19 protein-coding genes are annotated in these 19,263 nt (G+C 64.0%); 2 read left to right on the forward strand and 17 right to left on the reverse strand.

What is annotated here, in order from left to right; translation table 11 throughout:
• Positions 1 to 107 precede the first annotated feature (107 nt).
• A complete protein-coding gene (glmM, locus tag WDX12_RS06755; protein WP_320296454.1) occupies positions 108 to 1,460 on the reverse strand; it encodes a phosphoglucosamine mutase in 1,353 nt (450 codons plus the stop codon).
• Positions 1,461 to 1,828: 368 nt separating this feature from the next.
• Here glmM and WDX12_RS06760 point away from each other — a divergent pair, with 368 nt between their 5' ends.
• The gene (locus WDX12_RS06760) at positions 1,829 to 2,707 is read left to right on the forward strand and encodes a hypothetical protein (RefSeq protein WP_434724342.1); all 879 of its coding nucleotides are present in this window, start codon (positions 1,829 to 1,831) and stop codon (positions 2,705 to 2,707) included.
• 610 nt (positions 2,708 to 3,317) lie between these two features.
• Here the strand turns inward: WDX12_RS06760 and ftsH are convergent.
• From ftsH to ybgC, 10 genes are all read right to left on the reverse strand, one after another.
• Positions 3,318 to 5,252 carry an ATP-dependent zinc metalloprotease FtsH gene (ftsH, locus tag WDX12_RS06765; protein WP_320296452.1) on the reverse strand — a complete coding sequence of 645 codons (1,935 nt, stop codon included), beginning with the start codon at positions 5,250 to 5,252 and terminating at the stop codon, positions 3,318 to 3,320.
• Between the two features lie 104 nt (positions 5,253 to 5,356).
• Positions 5,357 to 6,733: a tRNA lysidine(34) synthetase TilS gene (gene tilS / locus WDX12_RS06770; RefSeq protein ID WP_434724343.1), complete on the reverse strand. Its 1,377-nt coding sequence runs from the start codon at positions 6,731 to 6,733 to the stop codon at positions 5,357 to 5,359.
• Positions 6,727 to 7,893 (reverse strand): tol-pal system protein YbgF, encoded by a 1,167-nt coding sequence (gene ybgF, locus WDX12_RS06775; RefSeq protein ID WP_434724344.1) that lies wholly within the window; start codon positions 7,891 to 7,893, stop codon positions 6,727 to 6,729. Before ybgF ends, tilS begins: the two co-directional genes overlap by 7 nt.
• Before the next feature lie 210 nt (positions 7,894 to 8,103).
• A complete protein-coding gene (gene pal / locus WDX12_RS06780) occupies positions 8,104 to 8,610 on the reverse strand; it encodes a peptidoglycan-associated lipoprotein Pal (protein WP_434724345.1) in 507 nt (168 codons plus the stop codon).
• Between the two features lie 233 nt (positions 8,611 to 8,843).
• The gene (locus WDX12_RS06785) at positions 8,844 to 9,221 is read right to left on the reverse strand and encodes a four helix bundle protein (RefSeq protein ID WP_434724346.1); all 378 of its coding nucleotides are present in this window, start codon (positions 9,219 to 9,221) and stop codon (positions 8,844 to 8,846) included.
• Between the two features lie 43 nt (positions 9,222 to 9,264).
• The gene (gene tolB / locus WDX12_RS06790) at positions 9,265 to 10,578 is read right to left on the reverse strand and encodes a Tol-Pal system beta propeller repeat protein TolB (protein WP_320296447.1); all 1,314 of its coding nucleotides are present in this window, start codon (positions 10,576 to 10,578) and stop codon (positions 9,265 to 9,267) included.
• Positions 10,579 to 10,618: 40 nt separating this feature from the next.
• A complete protein-coding gene (locus WDX12_RS06795; RefSeq protein WP_320296446.1) occupies positions 10,619 to 11,773 on the reverse strand; it encodes a TonB family protein in 1,155 nt (384 codons plus the stop codon).
• An 8-nt stretch (positions 11,774 to 11,781) separates the two neighbouring features.
• Positions 11,782 to 12,243 carry a protein TolR gene (tolR, locus tag WDX12_RS06800; protein WP_040991690.1) on the reverse strand — a complete coding sequence of 154 codons (462 nt, stop codon included), beginning with the start codon at positions 12,241 to 12,243 and terminating at the stop codon, positions 11,782 to 11,784.
• Between the two features lie 9 nt (positions 12,244 to 12,252).
• Positions 12,253 to 12,963 carry a protein TolQ gene (gene tolQ, locus WDX12_RS06805; RefSeq protein WP_320296444.1) on the reverse strand — a complete coding sequence of 237 codons (711 nt, stop codon included), beginning with the start codon at positions 12,961 to 12,963 and terminating at the stop codon, positions 12,253 to 12,255.
• A gap of 309 nt (positions 12,964 to 13,272) precedes the next feature.
• Positions 13,273 to 13,746: a tol-pal system-associated acyl-CoA thioesterase gene (ybgC, locus tag WDX12_RS06810; RefSeq protein ID WP_434724347.1), complete on the reverse strand. Its 474-nt coding sequence runs from the start codon at positions 13,744 to 13,746 to the stop codon at positions 13,273 to 13,275.
• Between the two features lie 132 nt (positions 13,747 to 13,878).
• On the opposite strand from ybgC, the gene WDX12_RS06815 reads away from it, so the two are divergent.
• Positions 13,879 to 15,129 (forward strand): glycoside hydrolase family 5 protein, encoded by a 1,251-nt coding sequence (locus WDX12_RS06815; RefSeq protein WP_434724348.1) that lies wholly within the window; start codon positions 13,879 to 13,881, stop codon positions 15,127 to 15,129.
• Positions 15,130 to 15,144: 15 nt separating this feature from the next.
• On the opposite strand, the gene WDX12_RS06820 is transcribed toward WDX12_RS06815, so the two are convergent.
• From WDX12_RS06820 to ruvC, 6 genes are all read right to left on the reverse strand, one after another.
• Positions 15,145 to 16,047 (reverse strand): metallophosphoesterase, encoded by a 903-nt coding sequence (locus WDX12_RS06820; protein WP_434724349.1) that lies wholly within the window; start codon positions 16,045 to 16,047, stop codon positions 15,145 to 15,147.
• 132 nt (positions 16,048 to 16,179) lie between these two features.
• Positions 16,180 to 17,217: a Holliday junction branch migration DNA helicase RuvB gene (gene ruvB, locus WDX12_RS06825; protein ID WP_320296440.1), complete on the reverse strand. Its 1,038-nt coding sequence runs from the start codon at positions 17,215 to 17,217 to the stop codon at positions 16,180 to 16,182.
• 43 nt (positions 17,218 to 17,260) lie between these two features.
• Positions 17,261 to 17,881, reverse strand: coding sequence for a Holliday junction branch migration protein RuvA (gene ruvA / locus WDX12_RS06830; RefSeq protein WP_320296439.1), 621 nt, complete (start codon positions 17,879 to 17,881; stop codon positions 17,261 to 17,263).
• Between the two features lie 10 nt (positions 17,882 to 17,891).
• Positions 17,892 to 18,311 carry a type II toxin-antitoxin system VapC family toxin gene (locus WDX12_RS06835; RefSeq protein ID WP_434724350.1) on the reverse strand — a complete coding sequence of 140 codons (420 nt, stop codon included), beginning with the start codon at positions 18,309 to 18,311 and terminating at the stop codon, positions 17,892 to 17,894.
• The gene (locus WDX12_RS06840; protein ID WP_320296437.1) at positions 18,289 to 18,558 is read right to left on the reverse strand and encodes an AbrB/MazE/SpoVT family DNA-binding domain-containing protein; all 270 of its coding nucleotides are present in this window, start codon (positions 18,556 to 18,558) and stop codon (positions 18,289 to 18,291) included. Before WDX12_RS06840 ends, WDX12_RS06835 begins: the two co-directional genes overlap by 23 nt.
• 44 nt (positions 18,559 to 18,602) lie before the next feature.
• Positions 18,603 to 19,121 (reverse strand): crossover junction endodeoxyribonuclease RuvC, encoded by a 519-nt coding sequence (gene ruvC, locus WDX12_RS06845; protein ID WP_434724351.1) that lies wholly within the window; start codon positions 19,119 to 19,121, stop codon positions 18,603 to 18,605.
• Positions 19,122 to 19,263: the final 142 nt, after the last annotated feature.

Here is a 19,263-nt window from a genome sequence, read left to right on the forward strand (position 1 = left end):
CTGAGCGTGAAACGGTCAGGCTCGGCGACTTCGCCGTAGCTTTCCGCCCAATTGCGGAAAACAGAGAGATAGAGCGGTTCGGCGTTTGCGTGAAACGATGAAGCGTTCTAGGCGGCGCTGCGGGTGTCCTGAAGGATGCCGACGATGTCGTTGACGACCGCTTCGACCAGTTGCGGGTCGTCGCCCTCGGCCATGACGCGGATGAGCGGCTCGGTGCCCGAGGGCCGGATGACGAGGCGGCCGGACGTGCCGAGCCGGTTGCGCCCTTCCTCGATCGCCGCCTTGACCGGCGCTTCCTCCAGCGGCTTGCCGCCCGAGATGCGGACATTCTTCAGAAGCTGCGGCACCGGCTCGAATTTCTTCGACAGTTCGCTGACCGGGCGGTTCTGCCGCTTGATGCAGGCCAGCACCTGCAGCGCCGAGACGAGGCCGTCGCCGGTGGTCGAGAAATCGGAAAGCACGATATGGCCGGACTGCTCGCCGCCGACATTCAAGCCATGCGCGCGCATATGCTCGACCACGTAGCGGTCGCCGACCTTGGTCCGGTGCAGCTGCAGCTTCATGTCGCCGAGGAAGCGCTCCAGGCCGAGATTGGACATCACCGTGGAGACGACGCCGCCGCCGGCCAGCCTTCCGCTCTGGTGCCAGGATTCGGCGATCAGCGCCATGATCTGGTCGCCGTCGACGATCGCGCCGTTCTCGTCGACGATGACGACGCGGTCGGCGTCGCCGTCGAGCGCGATGCCGATGTCGGCGCGCACCTCGTGCACCTTCTTCTGCAGGCCGGCCGGATGGGTCGAGCCGCATTCCTTGTTGATGTTGAAGCCATTGGGCTCGACATTGATTGCGATGACCTCGGCGCCCAGCTCCCAAAGCGCGGCCGGCGCCACCTTGTAGGCGGCGCCGTTGGCGCAGTCGACGACGATCCTGAGACCCGAAAGCGACATCGAGCGCGGCAGCGTGCGCTTGGCGAATTCGATATAGCGGTCATGCACGCCATCGACGCGCTTGGCCCGGCCGAGCCCGTCGGAATCGGCGAGCGCCAGCTCGATGTCCTTGTCGAGCATGCCCTCGATACGCTCCTCGATCTCGTCGGAGAGCTTGTAGCCGTCGGGCCCGAAGAGCTTGATGCCGTTGTCGTAATAGGGATTGTGCGAGGCCGAGATCATCACGCCGATGTCGGCGCGCAGCGAGCGCACCAGCATGGCGACCGCAGGCGTCGGTATCGGGCCGAGCAGGAACACGTCCATGCCGGCGGCACAAAGGCCCGCCACCATGGCGTTCTCGATCATGTAGCCGGAAAGCCGCGTGTCCTTGCCGAGCACGACGCGATGACGATGATTGCCGCGCTGGAAGGAGAGCCCGGCCGCCATGCCGACGCGCATGGCAATCTCGGCCGTCATCGGAAATTTGTTGGCCCGTCCGCGGATACCGTCGGTGCCGAAATACTGACCTGCCATGTGCCTTACAGTCCCTGTCGGTTTTTCAGCCGCCCGTATTGCCACAATTGGGCCGCATCCGATCATCAAATTTTGTCATTATATATTACCAATCCTTAGAAAATCATTGTCGCGGGCTGTGCAAGTGATTCGACAGCCTGCCACCGCCTTTTACTTGGCGGCTCTGCACCTGCTCAAGCCAGGCTTTTCGGTGCCCTATCCACCGGTTAACCTTGGCTATCGACACGCCGGCAAGCAATTCATCACCTTATCAGGATCAACACACTTTGTGACGGTATCAATGCCGGGAGCATCTGGCGCAGCCGGACATTGAGAGCTATTGATTCGGCATAGGGACACTTAATGGCGGCAGCAAGGGAGAAAACGCCATGCTTATTCATAGACTTGCAGCTTTGACGGGGATCGCCGTCGCAACCTTGTTCCTGGCGGCGCCGGCCAACGCGCTGACCATGGCCGAGTGCAGCACCAAGTATAACGCGGCCAAGGATGCGGGAACGCTCTCTGGCCAGACCTGGAACCAGTTCCGCAAGGCCCAGTGCGGTACCGACGCTTCCGCCGCGACCGACACCAAGGCGACCACTGACGCCAAGGCCGCGACCGATACGAAGGCAGCCGACACCAAGCCCGCCAAGAAGACGAAGGCGGCCGCCGCCGCTTCCGACGACGCGGCCAAGGGCCTGAGCTCCAAGGAATGCAGCGCCAAGTACCAGGCTGCGAAATCCGCCGGCACGCTGAACGGCATGAAGTGGAACGACTTCCGCAAGGCCGAGTGCGGCCCTGGCGCAACCGCGGCGGCCGCCACCGCGCCCGCCACCGACACCAAGCCCGCCAAGACGACCAAGACCTCGACCGCGGCTGCCGACGGCGGCAAGGGCCTGAGCATGGCCGAATGCAGCACCAAATACCAGGCTGCGAAAACGGCGAACACGCTGAAGGGCATGAAGTGGAACGACTTCCGCAAGGCCCAATGCGGTGCCAGCGCCTCGGATGACGACACCGCGCCGGCTCCGACCGAAGCCACCTACACCAGCGAACCGGAAAAGCCGACCGCTGTTGCTCCGAAAGGCGTGACTTTCCCGAAGGCCATCTCGCCGAAATTCGCGACCGAGACCCCGGCCAAGGGCCGCATGCATACCTGCCTCGAGCAGTATTATGCCAACAAGGATGCCAACACGCTGAACGGCCTGAAGTGGATCCAGAAGGGCGGCGGCTTCTACAGCCTCTGCAATGCCAAGCTGAAGAGCTGATCGCCTAGCTTCAATTCCCGGAAAAAGGCCCGCGCATCGCACGATGCGCGGGCCTTTTGTTTGCGGCTCAAGAGAGGAAGCGCGGTCGCTGCCGGTGCCAATCTCCCCCCTCGTGGGGGAGATGTCCGGCAGGACAGAGGGGGGCGTGAAGGATCGCTACTATGCAGTCGTCATTCTAGGGCGGAGCAAGGAGCGGAGCGACGCGCGCAGACCCTAAAGCAGGTCGCGTGAAAAAGGATTCACGCGACCTGCTTTAAGTTTTGATTTTAAGCATGTCTTTGTCCCGAAACCGGGCCCACTTTCGGGAGACATGCTCTAGAACCCATGCCGTGACATTAAGGCTTTGCAGCGGTTACAGAATTCTGCGCCGTTGCGTCCTCCGGCAGCAGTCACGGCATGATCCTAGGTCAAGCCCGAGGATGAACGAAGAGAGGCCGGCGGGACAGCGCCCCCCTCTGCCCTGCCGGGCATCTCCCCCACTTGGGGGGAGATTGGCTGTCGCGCCGGCTTTCGCAAATCGCCAATGTCGCAGGGTGCTATTCGCCGCCCCAAAACAAAAACGCCGCGGTTTGATCCGCGGCGCTTTCCAATCAGTTCGTTTGCAAAAACCTCAGCCTTGCGGCTGCGGCTCCATGCCGCCTTCGGGCTCGGGGCCCTTCTTGCGGCGGCCGCCGGTGCCGGCCTTCGGCACGGCCGAGCCACGGCTGGGCGGGGTGTCGTCGCCGAGGTCGCGGGCGGGCTTGTTGCCCGCGATAAGCTGCTTGATCTCGTCGCCGGACAGCGTCTCGTATTCGAGCAACCCTTCGGCGAGCGCGATCCATTCCTTCTTCTTCTTGGTCAGGATGGCCTTGGCGGTCGAATAGGCGTCGTCGATCAGGCGCCGCACCTCGGCGTCGATGATCTGCGCCGTCTCTTCCGAGATGTTTTGCGTGCGCGCCACCGAATGGCCGAGGAAGACCTCTTCCTGGTTGTCGCCATAGGCGACGTGGCCGAGCTTGTCGGAGAAGCCCCAGCGCGTGACCATGGCGCGCGCCAGCTTGGTCGCCTGCTCGATGTCGGAGGAGGCGCCCGACGTGATGTTCTCCTTGCCGAACTTGAACTCTTCGGCGACGCGGCCGCCCATCATGATCGCAAGCCGCGAGACCATGTATTTGTAGCTCATCGAATAGCGGTCGCCTTCCGGCAACTGCATGACCATGCCCAGCGCGCGGCCGCGCGGGATGATGGTCGCCTTGTGCAGCGGATCGGCCGACGGCACGTTGAGCGCCAGGATCGCGTGGCCGGCCTCGTGATAGGCGGTCAGCTCCTTCTCGGCCTGCGTCATCGCCGACGAGCGGCGCTCCGCACCCATCATGATCTTGTCCTTGGCGTCCTCGAACTCGGCCATGGTGACGAGCCGCTTGTTGCGGCGCGCCGCCATCAGCGCGGATTCGTTGACGAGGTTCATCAGATCGGCGCCGGAAAAGCCCGGCGTGCCGCGCGCAACCACCTTGAGGTCGACATTGGGCGCCAGCGGCACGTTGCGGACATGCACCTTGAGGATCTTCTCGCGGCCGACGATATCGGGGTTCGGCACCACGACCTGGCGGTCGAAGCGGCCGGGCCTCAAGAGCGCCGGGTCGAGCACGTCGGGCCGGTTGGTGGCGGCGATCAGGATGATGCTTTCGTTGGATTCGAAGCCGTCCATCTCGACCAGCAACTGGTTCAGCGTCTGCTCGCGCTCGTCATTGCCGCCGCCGAGGCCGGCGCCACGATGACGGCCGACGGCATCGATTTCGTCGATGAAGATGATGCAGGGCGCGTTCTTCTTGGCCTGGTCGAACATGTCGCGCACGCGGCTTGCGCCGACGCCGACGAACATCTCGACGAAGTCCGAGCCGGAAATGGTGAAGAACGGCACGTTGGCCTCGCCGGCGACGGAGCGGGCGAGCAACGTCTTGCCGGTTCCGGGCGGGCCGACCAGAAGCACGCCGCGCGGGATCTTGCCGCCGAGGCGCTGGAATTTCTGCGGATCGCGCAGGAACTCGACGATCTCCTCGAGGTCTTCCTTGGCTTCGTCGACGCCGGCGACGTCCTGGAAGGTGACGCGGCCATGCGCCTCGGTCAGAAGCTTGGCCTTCGACTTGCCGAAGCCCATCGCTCTTCCGGAGCCGGACTGCATCTGGCGCATGAAGAATATCCACACGCCGAGGATCAGGATCATCGGCAGCCACGAGATCAGGTAGCCGAACAGCGAGTTGGAGCCATCGGTCTCGGGCTTGGCGGTGATGGTGACGTTCTTGTCCTGCAGCCTGGAGACCAGCGACGGATCGCCGGGCGAGTAGGTCTGGAAGCCGTTGGCGTTGTCCGTGTAGTTGCCGAAGATGCGGGCGCCGGCGATGGTCACGCTCTTGACCCGGCCGGAGGCGACATCCTGCAGGAACTGCGAATAGGCGATATCCGTCGTGGCACCGCGCGTCTGGGGCGTCTGGAACAGATTGAACAGGGCGATGAGCAGGACCGCTATGATCGCCCAGAGCGCGAGATTGCGATAATTCGGATTCATCTATTGTCCCGTTGGGGTCCGCGCACGGACCCGCGATGATGGAGGAGCTTGGGCCTAACATAGGGAGACCGCCTCCCCTTGCCAAGCAGAACAGCATGTATCGGTTAAGCTTTCGCCCACCCTCGCTCGCCATCATGGCCGTGGAATGGCGGCGCCGGCGGCAAAGGAGCGCCGACAAGGGCCGCGACGGCGACGGCGGGCGCAAGGTCGAAGGACGGCAGGAAGCGGGCGAAAGGGGCTACCACTGGGACCATCGAGATCGCCTGCGGGCCGGTATCGCCGCCAGTAAAATCAAGGCGTTCGGCTCCGCGCCATAGCGCGGGCTCCGCAGCCAGCGCCGCGCGTGCGACACTTTGCGGAACATCCTCGCTCACGGACGCTTGCCTGGCGGCGGCGGACCCCAGCGGCGCGATCACCAAGCCGCCCGGCCCGTCTTTCAAAGTGATGCGTCGCCGATTGTCCCAAAGCTGGTTATTCGACGGCGGCAGGGCTGCCGGCAGGTTGCGGTTCTCGCGGCGCAGGAAAATGCCGGTCCGGCGCGCGTCGACCACCGTCCGCGACAATGTGGCGCAAAGCGGAGCCGACCGCAGACGGGAAAGCAGCGCGACGCAGCGCGCCTCGTCGGCGAGGAACGACATGCCGCCGACGGCGGCCAAAAGGATGCGCAGCGCATAGAGGGCCGCCTCGCCATCCTGATGCGCGGCAAAACCGCGGTCGAGGCGGATGAGACCCGGAACCGGCCTGTCGGCAAAGGCGTCGATGAGCGTGGCGGCACGGCGGCCGATGTCGAGGCGCTCGAGAGCCGCCTGCTCCGACCGTGCCAGCGCTTCCGCTATCCGTCGCTCGCCATCGCCCTGCCCGAGCTTCGCCCGCACGCGCGGCCGCTCGAACCGGATGTCGATATTGGTCGGGTCCTCGATCCAGCTAATGTCGCGAGCCCGCAGAATTTCGCGCAATACCGCGCGCCTTGTGCCGAGCAGCGGCCGGACGATCCATGTCCGCCAGTCGTGCAGCGTGGCGGGCGCCATGCCGGCGAGGCCTCGGCCATCATCGTCGCGGGCCTGTCGCATCAGCACCGTCTCGGCCTGATCGTCGGCGGTGTGGCCGGTCAGGATCAGCTTGATGCCTTCGGCATCGGCTGCCTCCGCAAGCAGCCTGTAGCGCGCCTCGCGCGCGGCGGCCGGCAGGCCGGTCGTGGGCTTGTCGCCACGCCAGGAAAGAATGCGGTGCGCGATGCCGCGCTCGACGCAGAAACGTTGGACGAGCCTAGCCTCGCTGGCCGAGTCCGGCCTCAGGCCGTGATCGACGGTCACCGCGAGCAGCCTGGCGGCCGGGGCGGTCCGGTCTAGGTGATCCTTGAGGAGAAGGAGAAGGGCGGTAGAGTCGCTGCCGCCGGACACGGCCGCAACGGCGCCGGTCGAAAGGTCTAGGTCAGAGAAAAGGCGGTCGAGAAGGTCAGGTTTGGTATCGGGCGTCAGCACGCCGCCAGCGCCTTTTCCTGCTTGATGCGTTCCTTGAGCGCGCCGGAAACATCGGGATAGCGCTTGCCGATTTCATTGAAGGTGGCGCAGGCCACGTCGTTCTGCTTCAGGCCGACCAGTGAAACGCCGAGCTTGAGCAGCATGTCGGGCGCCTTCTTGGCCTTCGGGTAGTCTTTGCTGGCGGCGAGGAAGACTTCGGCCGCGTCACGGTATTTCTGCTGACCGAGCAGCGACTCGCCCAGCCAGTAATGCGCGTCCGACGCCTTGGCGTCCTTGGGGAAGCGCGAAATATGATCGCGAAAACCCTGCTCGGCGGTCGGATAGTCGCCCGACAGGATGAACTGGTAGGAATTGCGGTAGAGCTCGTCGGGATCGTTGGTCGACGGCAGGGCCGCGACTTGCGTGCCGCCAGCCTTGTTCTTCTTGGCCGGCGTTTCGGCGGAGGGCGCGCTTGCCGTGGCGGCGGGAGCTTGCGCCGGCGCACTGGCCTGCGGGTCGGTCTCGGCGTTGACGACATTGCCGTTCTTGTCGACCTTGATAGTGCCGAAATTCTTCGGCGGCGCGCCGGTGATCAGCTTGCCGGGATCGCCGGTCTGCGATTCCACGATGACGTCGCCGACGCTCTTGCCTGCGCCATTTTCCGCGCCGGTGTCGGCCGGCGCCCGCGTCGCCGGGGCCTGGGCGACGCTGTTGTCGGTTCCGGCGTCGCCGGCGCCGGAATCCCCGGTGCCGGCATCGCCGAGATTGGTGTTGCCACCGTTGCTATTTCCATCCTGGGGCGCGGCTTCCGATTTCTTCGGGCCGGCCGGCTTGGTGCTGCCTTGCGATCCGCCCTCGAGCTGCTGGAAGCGGAACTCGTTGTCTTCCTGCTGCTTGCGCATCTGTTCCTGCATCTGCAGGATCTGGAAGTTGAGCTCCTCGATCTTGCCGTTCATCTGGCGCAACTGGTCCTCCAGACCCGTCATGCCGCCGCTGCTGTCCTGCGCGACCTGCGCCTGTTCCGGCTTCTTCTTGTCGCCGAAGATGCCGAGCGTCGGCAGATGGAAGGTGAACCCGCTGTCGGAGGCCCGCGCGGCGCTGTCGGCCGAGGCGGCAAGGCTCGGGAGGCTTGAAATGAGCAGCAGCGCAAGCGTGCCGCTCAGGACCGTTCTGAAATGCATTCTGTCTCTCGCGATGGGTGTTGGCCTGATGCGCCTTTCCAAATCAAACAGTGGGAGGAAGCGCCCTCGCGCTCATAGCAGGACGCGAGACTTCGGCCAAATTTTGTTTCAAGCCGTTGCAAATGAAAAAGGCGGCCCTGAGGCCGCCTTTCATTTTGGGTTGTTGTATTTTTGCCGCCTGGGGCGCCTGGCGCCCTTGGCGAAAATCGATCAGGAGCCGGCGCCGGAGAGCGTGGTGACGGCGCGGCGGTTCTGCGACCAGCAGGAGATGTCATCGCAGACCGCGACCGGACGCTCCTTGCCGTAGGAGATCGTCTTCAGGCGGCTGGCGGAGACGCCCTTGGAAACCAGGAAGTCGCGCGTGGCGGCGGCGCGGCGGGCGCCCAGCGCCAGATTGTACTCACGCGTGCCGCGCTCGTCGGCATGGCCTTCGATGACGATGGCGTACTGGCGGTACTGGTTCAGCCACTGCGCCTGGCGGCCGAGCGTGGTTTGCGCATCGGCGCGGATCGAAGCGGAATCAGTGTCGAAGAAGATGCGGTCGCCGATGTTGACGGTGAAATCCTGCGCGGAACCCGGCGTCGCGGCGCCGGCGCCATTGAGGCCGAGATCGCCTGGGCTGTTCAGGTTCTTCTTCGAGGCGCAGCCCGTAATGGCAAGCGCTGCCACCAGCGCGATCATCGCCGGGTTGCGGGTAAGTGCTGCGATACGGCCCATGCCGCCTCTCCTTCGCATTCGAGTGATTTCGTTGATCACCCAGTAACCACGTTTGGGTTAACCGGCATTCAAGAAACACGGTTAATTTTTGGTTTCGGCCGCCGTCCGCGGCCGTTGCGCCCGACGCATTTACCAAGGGCGAGATTGCGCGCGGACCGTAGGCAGAAATGCGGCCAAAACATGAAAAAAGGGGGAATTGAGGAACTGGAGAATTGAAGAACTGGAGAAAGAGGTCACTTCAGTGACCCTCTGAGATTCACCAGCATTCCATAGATCTGGTTGTAGGATCGTAGCCACTCATCAAGCTGTGCCTTCGAAATGTACTCAAGGTCGAAGGCGTAGGAGATCCATGTCTCGACCTCGCTACACGACCCCATAGCCATTGAAATGAAGCGGGCGAATTCGGCTTTGGAATGAGGCTGCTTGGCGAAGCCCTCAGCCAAATTGGCGCAGATAGCCTTGCTGGAGCGACGCAACTGATCGGCTAGCGCGTATTGCTCAATCTTCGGAAAGGCCAGCGTGGCTTTGTTAATTTCAAGAGAAACTACGCACGCCCGCTTATAGACCTCCAGGTCCCTGGCGCGTCCAACGTAGCGTCTCTGGCTCTCCATTTCTTCAGTTCTTCAATTCCTCAATTCTCCAGTTCCCCTTCCCTCACTCCAGCAACGGTGACCAGGCCGGGTCCGAAGCGTAGTTCGCCGTCGGAATCGGCTGCTCGTTGCGGCCGGTGAGATCGACCGACACCAGCTTCGGCCCGCCGCCGGAGTCGCGGAAGAACATCAGCACGCGGCCGTTCGGCGCCCAGGTCGGACCCTCCTGCTGGAAGCCGGAGGACAGGATGCGCTCGCCCGAACCGTCGGTTTTCATGACGCCGATCTGGAACTCGCCGCCGCTCTGCTTGGTGAAGGCGATGAGGTCGCCGCGCGGCGACCAGACCGGCGTCGAATAGACGCCATCGCCGAAGGAGATGCGGTGCGGGTTCGAGCCGTCCGCGCCCATCGCGTAGATCTGCGAGCGGCCGCTGCCGCCGCCGCGGTCGGACGTGAAGACGACCTGCGAGCCGTCCGGCGAATAGGAGGGCGAGGTGTCGATGGCGGTCGAGTCGGTCAGCCGCGTCGTTGAACGGCTCCTCAGGTCCATGGCGAAGATGTTGGAATTGCCGTCGTCGCGCAGCAGGCTCATGATCACCTTCTGGCCATCGGGCGAAAAGCGCGGCGCGAACGTCATGCCCGGGAAATTGCCGACCAGTTCGCGCTGTCCGGTTTCGATCTGCAGCAGGTAGACCTTCGGCTGCCCGCTTTCATAGGACATATAGGTGATTTCCTGCCGGTTCGGCGAGAAGCGCGGCGTCAGCACGATGGCGCGGCCGTCCGACAGGTAGCGCACATTGGCGCCGTCCTGATCCATGATGGCCAGCCGCTTCTTGCGCGCGTTCTTGGCGCCGGATTCGTCGACGAAGACGACGCGCGTATCGAAATAGCCCTTCTCGCCGGTGATCTTCTCATAGATCGCATCGGCGATGATATGCGCGACACGGCGTTGATTGGCGTCATTGGCGAAAAACTGCTCGCCGGCCAGCTGCGAGTTGCCGAAGATATCCCACAGCCGGTACTGGGCGCGAATGCGGCCGTCGGCCTCCTTGCTCACGCTGCCGGTGACCAGCGCCTGGGCGTTGATGACCTTCCAGTCTTCATAACGGGGCGCGGCGTCGGGATTCGTGATCTTTTCTACGAAAGCGGCCTTGTCTATCGGCGCGAACAGTCCTGACCGTTTCAGATCGGCTGTCACGATCTCCGATATCTGCGGTCCAAGGCCTCCCTGAAAGTCAGGGATGGCGATCGGCATCGGCTCGACATTGCCTTTGTTGACGTTGAGCTCGAGGGTTGCCCGGGCAGGCAAGGTGGCGACGGAAATTATGCCGACCGCCATCGCGGCGACCATCAGGAGCGGCTTGAGGATGGATTGCATGTCTTCTCGCTTCTCTTGCTGATTTCTCGGACGCTCAGGCTTAAAGACCAAGCATCGCTCTCGGGTCGAAGTTGACGCGAACGTCAGACCATATGTCCTGCTTGCCGGCGGGAACCTGCAGGCCGGCGACATCGCATTTCTGCACGGCGCGAACCGCGCTGGCGTCGAACTGAGGGTTGCCGCTTGATTTCTCGACGGTCGGGCGGCCCTCCAGCTTGCCGGAGGCATTCAGGTTGAAACGGATGACCACGGTGAAGTTCTCGGAACCTTCGAGGCCGACCGGAAGGGTCCAGCAACCGCCGAGTTGGTCCTCCAGCGCCCCCTGCTCCGACTTGGAAAGCTTCTGACCCTGGTCCTTTTCGCCGCCGAGCGAGGCCTGCTGGGTCGAGCGCTTGGCGCCGCCGCCGGACGGCTTCTGCTTATCGAGCAGGGCCGTTATCTCGTCGGCGTTGAATTGCTTTTCATCCGATTTCGGCTTCGACGAGGCCTCCTTGACCGGCTTTTCCGCATCCTTGCGGTCCGGCGCCTTGGCGCTCTCGGCCTGGGCCGGCTGCGGCTTCGGCCGCGCTTCCGGCGCCGGCGCGGAGTCCGGCAGCTTGGCTTCTTCGGTCGGCTGCTGCTGATCGATCGCCTCGGCGACGGCGTCCGGCTTCACCTCTTCCTTCGGGATGGCCGCGGTCGTGTCCTTCGGCGGTGTCGGCGCCGGTTGCTTGGCCGGCGTCGGCTTCGGCTCCGTCTGCTTGACCGGCTCGGGCTTGACCTCTTCCTTCGGTGTCGGCGTCGGCGCGACTTCGGTCGCCGGGGTCGGCTTCGGCTTCTCCTGCGGCTTCGGCACGTCCTCGACCGCCGGCTTCTCGGTCGGCGTCGGCGCGGGCGGCGGCGCCGCCGTCTTCTCGACCGGCTTCGGCTTGGCTTCGTCCGTCACCGGCTTGTCGGTGTCGACGGTGTTCTCGCCGACCTTCTGGGCGTTCGGCACGACATCGGGACGCTTGGTCGGCAGCGGCGCCGGCTTGTCATGCATCACCGACTTCTTGTCGCCCTGCAGCGTCTGCGCGATCGCTTCCATCGGCACGATGTCGACCGCCACCGACTCCACGTCGCTGGCAGGCATGGCCGGCGGCGACGACAGCGTGAACAACCCGAAGGCCAGCGCCACCGCGTGCAATATCACCGATGAGGTAAGACCGGTGCGCATCTTCTCGTCTACTGATCCTGTTCCTGCAGCGAGACCAGGCCGATATTCTTGTACCCGGCGGCCGAAATGCGGGCCATGACTTTCATCGCGGTGCCGTAGTCCGTCGACTTGTCGCCGCGGATGAAGATGCGCTCGTCATAGCCGGTCTTGGAAATCGCCTGCAGCTTGGCCACCAATTCCTCGATCGGGATTTCGGTTTCCTGCAGGAAGATCTTGCCCGCAGCGTCGATCGAAACGGTGATCGGCTGCGTGTCGACATTCATCGCCTTGGCCTGCGTGTCCGGCAGGTCGATCGGTACGCCGACGGTGAGTAGTGGCGCCGCGACCATGAAGATGATCAACAGCACCAGCATCACGTCGACCATCGGCGTGACGTTGATCTCCGACATCAGGGCATGGTGACGGCCACGGCGCCTATGGCCGCGTCCGCCTCGCCCCGAGCCACCTGCGCCAGCAGCAGACATCCCCATGATCGTTCCTCAGGCCTTCTGCGCTACTTTTTCATCGATTTGGCGCGAGAGTATGGCGGAGAACTCATCCGAGAACCCTTCCATGCGCACGCCGAGTTTGTTCGCATCCGATGACAGCTTGTTGTAGGCGATGACCGCCGGGATGGCCGCGAGCAGGCCGATCGCGGTGGCGAGCAGCGCCTCGGCGATACCGGGCGCCACGACCGAAAGGCTGGTGTTCTTCGAGGCGGCGATCGCCTGGAACGACGTCATGATGCCGATGACGGTGCCGAACAGGCCGATGAAGGGCGCGGCCGAGCCGGTGGTGGCGAGGAAGCCAAGGCGTCCTTCCAGCCTTTCCATCTCGCGCGTCAATGCCAGGTCCATGGCCTTGTCGATGCGGGTCTGCAGCGCCAGCGGCGATTTCGCGCCCTTTTCGAAACTCTTCTTCCATTCGCGCATGGCGGCGACGAAGATCGCGCCCATGCCGGTGGTCTTGCGGTCGGCCAGCGTGCGGTAGAGGTCTTCAAGCGATTGCCCGGACCAGAAGACCTGTTCGAAGCGGTTCAGTGCCAACTTCATCCGGCTATAGGCGACGAGCTTGTCGATGATGATGGCCCAGGTCCAGATCGAGGCGCCGAGCAGGCCGATCATGACCAGCTTGACCACCCAGCCGGCCTGCATGAACAGCGCCCAGATCGATAAATGCGCTGCCGGGTCGGCGAGTGCGATGTTTTCCATGACTTAAGTCCTTAAGATTATCCGGGCATCGCTGGCGGCTGGCCCATGGCATCCCTTTGGTCCGATCGCGCGAAGCGTGAAGCTTGCGGGATAAGCCCCGAATGCACCGTTTCACGGCCTTTTCGAGGCAAATATTGGTGAAAGGAAGGCGCACGAATTGCGCCAATCTTCGCCAATTCCTTCATGAACCGTTATGGTTAAGGATGGGTTAGGATGTAAGGCGCGGCGCATTGCCGCGCTTGGCTTGGGCCAGCCCGCGGCCGGCGCCGCGTGGTCAATGGCTTCGAGACGGTGCGGGCAAGCGAAGGCTCAGGCCTTGGCCTTCGGCATAAAAGCGGCAATCCATTCCTTCGGGAAACGCTTCGGGCGGCCGCTTTCGCCGACGATCGCCGCCTCGACTTTCGCCTCAACCAGCACATCACCGCCGCGCTTCAATTGCTGGCCCATGAAGATGCGGGCGCCGGAAATATCGTCAGTGCGCGTGTCGATGGTGAGGATATCGTCCATGCGGGCCGGCGAGCGGAAGTCGATCTCCATGCGCCGGACCACCCAGACGATGCGCTCGCCGTGCTTGCCGTCCAGGAGTTCGGTGTGGTGGACGCCGGTCAGCCTCAGATAGTCGGAGCGGCCGCGTTCGAGGAATTCGAGATAGCGCGCATGGTAGACGACCCCGGAGAAATCGGTGTCGGCATAGTAGACCCGGGCCATCAGCCGATGGCCGAATTCCGTCAGCGCTCCGGAAAGCCCGGCGCTGAGCGCCGCCGATTCACCATGATCGTCCATCGCGCTTTCCTTTTCAGGCCCGAACAGGCACCTAAAGCCCTCGGGCTTTAGGCATTTTTTCTGTGCGTGTCGTTGTCCCAAAAACCGCTGCACACTTTTGGGCGACACGCACTGTTTTCGCGCGGGAACGGGATGGCATTGTTGGGCACGATGATCAAGACCTTGCTGGCGGTGTTGCTTGCGCTCGGCACGCTGGCATTGCCGGCCGGGGCAGCGACCTTCTCGATGAAACGCGGCCTCAATCTCGACCAGTGGGTGACCTGGCCGGCCGAGGACAAATGGGGGGAGCGCCAGGCGATCCTGCCCTATCCGGAGTGGCGCAAATTCCTCAAGGAGGACGACCTCAAGGCGCTCAAGGATGCCGGCCTCGACTTCCTGCGCATGCCGGTGGATCCCGCACCCTTTCTTTCGGACCGGACCGCGGCCCTTCGCGACGACCTCTATGCCAGCGTGCTGGACTCGGCGCGCATGATCAACCGCGCCGGCCTGAAGGTGATCGTCGACCTGCATCTGATCCCCGCTGGCGGCAACCGCAAGACCGGCATGAACGAGGTGATGCACGACCCGGCCGTCTTCGATGCCTATGCCGAGCTGGTGCGCGAGATGGCTCGGACGCTGGCCAAGGAAGACCCCAATCAGGTCGCGCTGGAGTTGATGAACGAGCCGTTGGTCGATTGCGACGCGAACGGCACCAACCTTTGGCCCGGCCGCCAGAAGCAATTGTTCGCGGCCGCCCGCGCCTCCGCCACCAGGCTCACGCTGATCCTGACCGGCGGCTGCTATTCGAATGCGGAGTCGCTGGCTAAAATCGACCCCAGGACGATCGCCGATGACAACATCATCTGGACTTTCCATTCCTACGATCCGTTTCTTTTGACACATCAGGGCGCGACCTGGGCCGGCGATTTCATTCCTTATGTCACCGGCCTGCCCTATCCGCTGACGGCCGTTCCGAAAGCGCAGCTGGACCTGACGCTGGATACGATCCGCGACCGGATCAAGGCCGAGGCGCCCTGGGCGCGGCAGAGCGGCCTGCTCAGCTATCTCGACGAGCAGGTGGCGACGATGGACAGTTCCGAAAAGCTGCTTGGCGTGATGGACGCGCCGTTCGCCACGGTCGACGCCTGGGCGAAGGCCAACGGCGTCAAGCCGCAGGACATCACGCTCGGCGAATTCGGCATGATCCGCAAGGAATATGGCAACGGCTTCGTCATGCCGGCCGCATATCGCGCGGCCTATGTGCGCGACATGATCGCCCGCGCCGAGGCGCACGGCTTTTCGTGGTCGGTGTGGAGCTATGGCGGCGCCTTCGGCGTGGTCGACGCCTTCGACGGCGAGAAGGCCGAGCCGGACGTGATGGATATGATCAGGTCGCTGCGCTGAGGCGCTGGAAGCGGACTATCCCAGATCGATCTGCAGGATTTCCGGCCGCACTCCGAAACGAACCGGGGCGATGCTGAAGCCTAGTCCTCCCGAGACAATCAGATTTCGGTCGTTCTCGACGACATGGCCGTAGGCATAGCGGTTGCCATAGGCAGAGGGCACCACCGGAGAATAGCCGAACAACCGCACTTGTCCGCCATGCGTGTGCCCGGACAAGGTGAGCGAAACCCTCCAGGGCACTTTGGGAAAAATGTCCGGCTCATGCGCCAGCAGGATGATGGGAGCGGTGTCGCCGACCTTGGCCAGCGTGGCGGGAAGATCATCGAGGCCGGTGAGCCCCCTGCGGCCCTCGGCCTTGTTCGGCAACAGCGCAATCTGGTCGGCGAGCCCGGCAATCCAGAAACCCTGGTCGTCCTTTTCAAGGCGCACGACGTCGTTCTCCAGCACCGGAATGCCGACCGCCTCCAGTGCCTTGCGGGAGATGGTCGGCCCCGCCCCGGCTGCCTGCGCCGAGCGATCCTCCCACCAGTCGTGATTGCCGAGGATCGAGAACACGCCGAGCGGCGCCTTGAGCCCGGAGAGCGCTGACGCCCATTCCGACGCGTTCACCCAGCCGGTCACCAGCCGGGTCCCGGCGGGATAGTCGCCAAGCAGCACAATCACGTCCGGCTGCAGTGCATTGGCCTGCTCGGCCAGCGAGGCGACACGCTCCGGCGTCATCCAGGGTCGGCAGGCATGGATGTCGGCCAACGCCACGACGCGCAATTTAAGCCCGGCCGGCCAGTGCGGCGGCGTCAGCGTGTAGCGCTTCACGTGGGTCAGCAGCATCGGCTCGATGCCGACGGCATAAGCGCCAAGCGACACCAGGCTGAAGGCCGAGCCGCCGACAAGGCGCAGGAAGGCGCGTCTGGTGATCATGAATCGGCCCAAGCCCTTGGGATTCTATCAGGAAGCTGCGTTAAAGGCGGCAATTGCGCCCTGAGCTAGGCCAAGGCGCGCAGATTCTGCGCAGACGAGCCGTTGCGCTGCCAAACGGCGAACAAATCTGCGTTACTCTTCCTGGAACAGGCTGATCTGCTGCTGGGCGATATCCTTCGGAGGGTCGAGCCCGAGATGGCGCCAGGCATTGGCGGTCAGCACGCGGCCGCGCGGCGTGCGCTGGATGAAGCCCTGCTGGATGAGATAGGGCTCGATGATATCCTCGATCGCGTCGCGCGGCTCTGAGAGCCCCGCCGCGATCGTCTCGATGCCGACCGGGCCGCCGCCGAAATTGCGCGCGATCATCGACAGGTAACGGCGGTCGAGCGCGTCGAGGCCGAGCGCGTCGACCTCAAGTCTTATCAGCGCCTCGTCGGCGATCTTCCTGTCGACATGCGCGGCACCCGCGACGCTGGCGAAGTCGCGCACCCGGCGCAACAGCCTGCCGGCAATGCGCGGCGTGCCGCGCGCGCGGCGCGCGATCTCCACCGCCCCGTCGTCGCCGAGCGGCATCGACAGGATGCGTGCGCCGCGGCGCACGATCTGCTCCAGCTCCTCGACCGTATAGAAATTGAGCCGCACCGGAATGCCGAACCGGTCGCGCAGCGGATTGGTCAAGAGCCCGAGTCGGGTTGTCGCCGCGACCAGCGTGAAACGGGCGAGGTCGATCTTGACCGAGCGTGCCGCCGGGCCTTCGCCGATGATCAGGTCGAGCTGGAAATCCTCCATCGCCGGATAGAGGATTTCCTCGACCGCCGGATTGAGCCGGTGGATCTCGTCGATGAAGAGGACGTCGCGCTCTTCGAGATTGGTGAGCAGCGCTGCGAGATCGCCCGCCTTCGCGATCACCGGCCCGGAGGTGGAGCGGAAATTGACGCCAAGCTCGCGCGCCATGATCTGTGCCAGCGTCGTCTTGCCCAGTCCGGGCGGCCCGACGAACAGCACATGGTCGAGCGCCTCGCCGCGACCCTTGGCGGCATCGACGAAGACCTTGAGATTGGCTCGCACCGCCGCCTGGCCGACGAACTCGTCGAGCGACTGCGGCCGCAGCGTCTGGTCGGCATCCTCGCCGCGCTTGTCGGGGGCAATGAGGCGGGGCGAAAGGCTCATGCCGCCTTCCTTGCATAGGACCGATGGCGGGACAAGCGCTGCCTCACCGCGCCAGCTCCCTCAGCCCGAAGCGGATCAGCTTGGACGCGTCCGCGCCCTCGCCGGCCGATTTCAGCGCGGCCGCAACCGCATTCGCCGCGATGTCGCGCGAATAGCCGAGATTGACCAGCGCCGAAACCGCGTCCGTGATCGGCGCGGCCGCCACCCCTTCGCCGAGCTCCTGCTTGAGGCCGATCGTTCCGGTGGCCGCGCCCGCATAGGCCGGCGCCTTGCTGCGCAATTCGGTGACGATGCGCTCGGCCACCTTCTTGCCGACGCCGGGCGCGCGGGAAACCATGGCGATGTCGCGCAGCGCGATCGCATTGGCGAGGTCGGCAGGCGCCAGCGTTGACAAAATAGCCAGCGCCACCTTGGCGCCGACGCCCTGCACATTGTTCATCAAGAGGCGAAACCACTCGCGCTCCAACGCGCTCTGGAAACCGTAGAGCCGGATCATGTCCTCGCGCACATAGGTCTCGATGAACAGCACCACCGCCTCGCCGGGCGACGGCAGCGCGGCAAGCGTGCGCGCCGAGCAATGGGCGACATAGCCGACGCCGTGCACATCGACGAGGCAGGAGTCTTCGTCGATCTCGTCCAGCGTGCCTTTCAGCTTGCCGATCATGGCCTGGCCTTCATGGATGTGTTTCCGGAGAGACGATTTCGAGGTGTGGGAAATAGCTGCGATAGCGAGGCGCGTCGCGCGTCAAGAGGCGGTGACCGGCGACGGCCGCATGAGCGCCAATGAAAAAATCCGGCAAGGTCCGCTCCCGAACACCGCCGGCCCGCCGATAACGGGAATGTGCCACCCCAGCCAGGAATGCGGCTTCCCAGGGCAAAAACTCGCGATCCATTTCAAGTCTCTCGGCTGCTTTCCTCAGCATTGCTTCGGAAGCGACCAGAGGAGCAAGCTCGGACCAGACGATGCTGTTGATGACCAGCGCGCCATCGCGTCGGCAGGAGACGATCGCCGACGCGGACCATTCCGTCAGCGGCCCAGCCGGACCCCAGACATCAATGAGCACGTTTGTGTCAATTAACGTCGAGATTTTCACGCGGTCCCCTCAACCACTCCATATACTCGTCCGTCGTCATGCCGCCCAAATCCAGCGTCCCCTCCATCTTGTCGAGGATCTCCTTGAATTTGCGGGCAGCTTCCTCCTCCGAAATGTTTTCGTTGACGGCGACAAGCCGGGCGCCCTCGTCGGTGGCCACGAACTGGACCTCCGAACCCGGGCCTATGCCCAGGTGATCCCTTATTTGTTTGGGGATCGTGACTTGCCCTTTGGTGGTCACACGCATGGTAATACCTCCGAGGTATTACTTACCGGGCAAATGAGAACAAGTCAAGAACAAGCTACCAGAGCAGCCATCCGATAGGCCGCACTCGGGCGGTGATGCGCATGGCAGATGGCGATGGCCAGAGCGTCCGCGGCATCGTCCGTGTCGAAGACAGCCTTCGGCATCAGCACCTTCACCATCATGTGGATCTGCTTCTTCTCGCCGTGGCCGACGCCGATCACCGCCTTCTTGACGGCGTTGGGGGCGTATTCGGCGACCACCAGCCCGGCGCGCGCCGGCACCAGCATGGCGATGCCGCGCGCCTGGCCGAGCTTCAGCGTCGCGGTCGCATCCTTGTTGACGAAAGTCTGCTCGACCGCTGCCTCATGCGGCATGGCCTGGTGCAGCACCTCGGCCAAGCCGTCATGCAGCTGGCAGAGCCTTGTCGCCAGCGGTGCCTTTTCGTCGGACCGCACCGTGCCGGACGCGACGAAGCGCAGCGAATTGCCGACGCTGTCGATAATACCCCAACCGGTGCGCCTCAGCCCCGGATCGATGCCGATGATGCGAATCGCTTCCCCCATGCGCCAAGTTTAGCCTCGGCGGCAAGCGATGCCAGCGAAATGTGAACAAACCGGAAACGATCGCGATCCAATGGGCATCCTGGTCCGGCGTTCGCGGCCGGCATTGTCCAATCTCGGCTGGTGGCACTGCACCGAAGTTTTG

The sequence above is a fragment of the Mesorhizobium sp. RIZ17 genome (assembly GCF_051127865.1).
Lineage (GTDB): Bacteria > Pseudomonadota > Alphaproteobacteria > Rhizobiales > Rhizobiaceae > Mesorhizobium > Mesorhizobium humile.

Bases quoted from the DNA above. Each gene is read 5' to 3' on its own strand.
- ybgC (WP_434724347.1), bottom strand. From the start codon at position 13,746: ATGGACGATCATGGTGAATCGGCGGCGCTCAGCGCCGGGCTTTCCGGA.
- ybgF (WP_434724344.1), bottom strand. From the start codon at position 7,893: ATGCATTTCAGAACGGTCCTGAGCGGCACGCTTGCGCTGCTGCTCATT.
- tolR (WP_040991690.1), bottom strand. From the start codon at position 12,243: ATGGGGATGTCTGCTGCTGGCGCAGGTGGCTCGGGGCGAGGCGGACGC.
- ruvC (WP_434724351.1), bottom strand. From the start codon at position 19,121: ATGGGGGAAGCGATTCGCATCATCGGCATCGATCCGGGGCTGAGGCGC.
- ftsH (WP_320296452.1), bottom strand. From the start codon at position 5,252: ATGAATCCGAATTATCGCAATCTCGCGCTCTGGGCGATCATAGCGGTC.
- ruvB (WP_320296440.1), bottom strand. From the start codon at position 17,217: ATGAGCCTTTCGCCCCGCCTCATTGCCCCCGACAAGCGCGGCGAGGAT.
- tolQ (WP_320296444.1), bottom strand. From the start codon at position 12,963: ATGGAAAACATCGCACTCGCCGACCCGGCAGCGCATTTATCGATCTGG.
- glmM (WP_320296454.1), bottom strand. From the start codon at position 1,460: ATGGCAGGTCAGTATTTCGGCACCGACGGTATCCGCGGACGGGCCAAC.
- WDX12_RS06820 (WP_434724349.1), bottom strand. From the start codon at position 16,047: ATGATCACCAGACGCGCCTTCCTGCGCCTTGTCGGCGGCTCGGCCTTC.
- tolB (WP_320296447.1), bottom strand. From the start codon at position 10,578: ATGCAATCCATCCTCAAGCCGCTCCTGATGGTCGCCGCGATGGCGGTC.
- WDX12_RS06840 (WP_320296437.1), bottom strand. From the start codon at position 18,558: ATGCGTGTGACCACCAAAGGGCAAGTCACGATCCCCAAACAAATAAGG.
- WDX12_RS06785 (WP_434724346.1), bottom strand. From the start codon at position 9,221: ATGGAGAGCCAGAGACGCTACGTTGGACGCGCCAGGGACCTGGAGGTC.
- pal (WP_434724345.1), bottom strand. From the start codon at position 8,610: ATGGGCCGTATCGCAGCACTTACCCGCAACCCGGCGATGATCGCGCTG.
- ruvA (WP_320296439.1), bottom strand. From the start codon at position 17,881: ATGATCGGCAAGCTGAAAGGCACGCTGGACGAGATCGACGAAGACTCC.
- WDX12_RS06815 (WP_434724348.1), top strand. From the start codon at position 13,879: ATGGCATTGTTGGGCACGATGATCAAGACCTTGCTGGCGGTGTTGCTT.
- WDX12_RS06795 (WP_320296446.1), bottom strand. From the start codon at position 11,773: ATGCGCACCGGTCTTACCTCATCGGTGATATTGCACGCGGTGGCGCTG.
- WDX12_RS06760 (WP_434724342.1), top strand. From the start codon at position 1,829: ATGCTTATTCATAGACTTGCAGCTTTGACGGGGATCGCCGTCGCAACC.